Origin of the sequence: Streptomyces sp. NRRL B-24572, from assembly GCF_002156145.1 — a bacterium.
GTDB lineage: Bacteria > Actinomycetota > Actinomycetes > Streptomycetales > Streptomycetaceae > Streptomyces > Streptomyces vietnamensis.
Window position 1 is genome coordinate 16,340 of the sequence record NZ_MWIG01000063.1, and the last position, 3,941, is coordinate 20,280.

The 3,941-nt window shown below is 72.0% G+C and carries 5 protein-coding genes; 1 reads left to right on the forward strand and 4 read right to left on the reverse strand.

Annotated elements, in window-relative coordinates:
• Positions 1 to 95: 95 nt before the first annotated feature.
• From CCN56_RS04195 to CCN56_RS04205, 3 genes are read right to left on the reverse strand one after another with little or no spacing between them, the layout of a single operon-like run.
• The gene (locus tag CCN56_RS04195) at positions 96 to 857 is read right to left on the reverse strand and encodes a DUF3710 domain-containing protein (protein ID WP_086823747.1); all 762 of its coding nucleotides are present in this window, start codon (positions 855 to 857) and stop codon (positions 96 to 98) included.
• A 1-nt stretch (position 858) separates the two neighbouring features.
• Positions 859 to 1,371: a dUTP diphosphatase gene (dut, locus tag CCN56_RS04200; RefSeq protein ID WP_041134307.1), complete on the reverse strand. Its 513-nt coding sequence runs from the start codon at positions 1,369 to 1,371 to the stop codon at positions 859 to 861.
• Positions 1,371 to 1,955, reverse strand: a complete 585-nt coding sequence (locus CCN56_RS04205) for a PaaI family thioesterase (RefSeq protein WP_086823749.1) — start codon at positions 1,953 to 1,955, stop codon at positions 1,371 to 1,373. The genes dut and CCN56_RS04205 overlap by 1 nt, the downstream gene beginning before the upstream one ends.
• Before the next feature lie 94 nt (positions 1,956 to 2,049).
• Between CCN56_RS04205 and CCN56_RS04210 the strand changes: the two genes are divergently transcribed.
• On the forward strand, positions 2,050 to 2,559 hold the full coding sequence (locus CCN56_RS04210) for a DUF3093 domain-containing protein (protein ID WP_052499333.1): 510 nt from the start codon (positions 2,050 to 2,052) through the stop codon (positions 2,557 to 2,559).
• A gap of 390 nt (positions 2,560 to 2,949) precedes the next feature.
• On the opposite strand, the gene CCN56_RS04220 is transcribed toward CCN56_RS04210, so the two are convergent.
• Positions 2,950 to 3,881, reverse strand: a protein-coding gene (locus tag CCN56_RS04220; RefSeq protein WP_373412817.1) for an IS5 family transposase whose coding sequence is annotated in 2 segments (ribosomal slippage) — positions 2,950 to 3,486 and positions 3,489 to 3,881 — 930 coding nt in all. Because the reading frame shifts where the segments join, the coding sequence is not laid out codon by codon here.
• Positions 3,882 to 3,941 lie beyond the last annotated feature (60 nt).

The window sequence follows — 3,941 nt, forward strand, 5'->3', positions numbered from 1 at the left end:
GCGGCCCACCGGCCGTGTCTCGATCCCACCGGGTCCCGGCCCATCGGCCGTGTCCCGGTCGTGCCGGGTCGCCCGGGCGCCCCGGCAACCGTTCGTCAGCGGATCTCGGAGATCTCCGGACCGCGCTGGAGCTGACCCATGCCGCCGGAGAAGCGGGAGCTCTCCTGCTCCTCCTGCTGCACGCCGTCCGGCACCATCTGCGCGTCGTTCGGCAGCTTGAGGACGATCGGATCGCGCGGGGCCATCGGGCCGTCGCCGCGGACGACCACGGTGTCCCGGACGATCTGCTCCAGGAGGCCGGCGGCCTCGGGCTGGACCGCGCCCTGCCCGGAGATCACTCCGCGCAGGAACCAGCGGGGTCCGTCGACGCCCACGAAGCGGACCAGCTGCACGCCGCGGTTGCCGTCCGGCAGCTGCACCGGGACCTGGGCCCGCAGCTCCCAGCCGAGCGGGCCCTCGACCTCGTCGATGGCACCGCCCTGCTGGACGATGCCGGTGGCGATCTCGTCGCGGACCTCGCCCCAGATGCCCTCGTTCTTGGGGGCGGCGAAGGCCTGCAGCTGTACGGCGCTGTCGCGCAGGACGACGGTGGCCGCGACGATCGCGTCGCCCGCCACCTCCACGCGCAGCTCCATGCCCTCGACGCCGGGCACGAAGATCCCGCCGAGGTCCACGCGGCCCTCGTCGGGCTTGGCGACCTCGGAGATGTCCCAGGGTCCGTCGGGCCGGGGCGCCGGCGGAAGGTTCACGCGGCGCGGCGCCTCGGCGCCGTCCTCGTCCTCCACCGCGTCGACGACCTGCTCGGCCTCGCTCGCCGCGTCCTCGGCGGCACCGCTCTTCTTGCGACGTCCGAACACGTCACTGTCCTTCCCGGTCGGATACGACCGAAGCGTATCGATTCCCACCCGTTGTGCCGTCCACGGCGGCATGACCGCCGGTGGACCCGAAGCCCCCCTCGGCCCGCGCCGAACCGGGAAGCTCCGCCACCTCGTGGAAGCGCACCTTCTCGACCTGCTGGACGACGAGTTGGGCAATCCGGTCGAATCGTTCGAACCGCACGTCCTCGCGCGGGTCGAGATTGACCACGATCACCTTGATCTCTCCACGGTACCCGGCATCCACCGTCCCCGGGGCATTCACGAGCGCCACTCCGCAGCGGGCCGCGAGACCGGAGCGCGGGTGCACGAAGGCCGCGTACCCGTCCGGCAGGGCGATGGAGACCCCGGTGGGCAGCACGGCGCGCTCCCCGGGGGCCAGTACGGCGGCCTCGGTGGTCACGAGGTCGGCCCCGGCGTCGCCGGGATGCCCGTAGGCCGGGATCGGCACCTCCGGGTCCACTCGCCGGATCAGTACGTCGACAGGGTTGCGCATCAGGGGTTCACCTCGAAGGCGCGGGCGCGCCGGACCTGGTCGGGGTCGGACATGGCGGCCCGGATCTCCTCCGGGCGGCCGTTGTCGATGAAGTGGTCGACCTTGACCTCGATGAAGAGGGCGTCGGCGCGGACGGCGACGGGGCCTTCGGGCCCGCCGATCCTGCCGACGGCGGTCGAGTAGATCTTGCGGCCGTGCACGGCGGTGACGGCGGCCTCCAGGTGGAGCACGGTGCCGACCGGAACGGGCCGGGCGAAGTCGGTCTCCAGTCGTCCGGTCACGGCGATGACCCGCAGCAGCCAGTTCAGGGAGCCGAGGGTCTCGTCGAGCGCGGTGGCGAGCACGCCGCCGTGCGCGAGGCCGGGGGCGCCCTGGTGGTCGGGGGTCACCGTGAACTCGGCGGTGACCGTCACGCCCTCGCCCGCGCGCGCTTCCAGGTGGAGGCCGTGGGGCTGCCCGCCGCCGCACCCGAAGCAGTACTCGTAGTGCGCACCGAGCAGCTCGCCGGGGGCCGGCGCGTCGGGGTGGCGTACCGGCGGTATGGCGTCGGCCGGCGGGGTGAGGGCGGCAGATGTTGCAGTCACAGCCGCAGACCTTACCCGCGAGGATGCCCGCAGGTCGCGCCGTGCCGGGCCCCACACGGGTGGGCGCGGGTCGAGCCGTGCCAAGCTTGGACGCATGCAGCCTTCCGTACCGTCCCCGTCTCCGGCCCCCTCCCCCGCGCCCTCCGCGGCGCCGCGTTTCGACGAGCGGCTGTCGGCGCCCCGCTCGTGGTGGGTGATCGTGGGTCTGCTCGGCCTCTCCGGCGCCCTGATCATGTTCCCGCTGGGCACGGTCCCGATGCTGGGCGGCCTGATCGCGGCGGCGGTGATCGCCGGGGTGGTGGTCTCCTCGTACGGCTCCGCGCGGATCCGGGTGGTGGCCGGTTCGCTGGTGGCGGGCGACGCGCGGATCCCGGTCGCGGCGCTCGGGGCGGCCGAGGCGCTGGACGCGGAGGAGGCGCGCGCGTGGCGCATGCACAAGGCGGACCCGCGGGCCTTCATGCTGATGCGCAGCTACGTGCCGGGAGCGGTACGGGTCGAGGTGACGGACCCGGCGGACCCGACGCCGTACGTGTACCTGTCCAGCCGTGAGCCGGAGGCGCTGGTCGCGGCCCTGGAGGCGGAGCGCGCCCAGGGCCTGCGCTAGGACTTGTCCGGCCGATCAAGGCCGGCCCAAGCGGTCTGCAAGGATGCTGGGATGCAGCACATGCCGGATGACCCGTCGCTCCTGCCCGCCCCGTGGTGGGTGCCCGATGCAGGCATGCACGACTTCGAGCTGGAACTGCGTCGCGAGCTGGCTCCTGGACACCCCCTGCACGGAGCAGAGGCCACCGCAGCGGCACGATGCGAAGGATGCGACGACGTCCTGTTCAGGGTCGCGAACCGGCCGTTGCCCTGGGCTGTGGTTCACCTGACGTGGACAGGCCGCGAAGAACGTGCACCCTGGCCGATGACGACGTCGCTTGCAAGCCTGGCCGAACTCCTCACCGAGTGGGCCGACCACGGATGCAACGACGCCGAGGCATCGTCTCCGGGATCACGTTCGTAGCCAGATCGCGACAGACGCCGCAGTCGCGGTGCCGAGGAAGACGTAGCCGCGTTTGTCGTAGCGGGTCGCGACTGCCCGGGACTGCTTCAGGCGGTTGATCGCCCGCTCGACCGTGTTGCGCTTCTTGTACCGCTCCTCGTCGAAACCGGGTGGCCGCCCGCCACGTGAGCCTTTGCGCAGGCGGGCCGCCTGGCTGTCGGTCTTCTCTGGGATCGTGTGGCGGATGCCCCGCTGCCGCAGGTACTCGCGGATGGGGCCGTTGCTGTAAGCCTTGTCGGCCGCGAGGCTGTCGGGCTTCTTGCGTGGCCGGCCCAGGCCCGGTCTGGGCACCCGGATCTTCTCCAGGACCGGCTTGAACTGGGTGCAGTCCGCCCGCTGACCTGGTGTGACGATCAGGGACAGCGGGCGGCAGCGGCCGTCCGCGCTCAGGTGGAGCTTGCTGGTGAACCCGCCGCGCGAGCGGCCCAGGCCCTCGTTTCCAGCACCACCTCCACCAGGCGGGCGACGAGACTCTGCCACGGCGTCTCGTCCTGGTGTTCCACCCCTGCGGCCCCCTTTTGTCCCGGGGCCGGAGGCGGGTCGGTGCGGGCGCCGGCTGCATGTTGATGCGCGCGGACAATGGTGGAGTCGACCGAGATGTCCCAGTCGATCTCGCCTGCGGCGTCGGCCGCGGCCTGGACCTGCTGGAGCAGACGCTCCCAGGTGCCGTCGGCCGACCACAGGCGATGGCGTTCGTAGACGGTCTTCCACGGCCCGAACCGTTCGGGAAGGTCACGCCACTGCACCCCGGTCCGCACCCGGTGCAGAATCCCGTCGATCACCTGCCGATGATCCCGCCACCTGCCACAACGCCCGTTGCTCACCGGCAGGAACGGCCGCAGCCGTTCCCACTCAGCATCGCTCAGATCACCCCGCCCCATGCCCACAGCAACGACTCGTGCACGGACTAGTCACATGATCGGCCGGACAAGTCCTAGTCG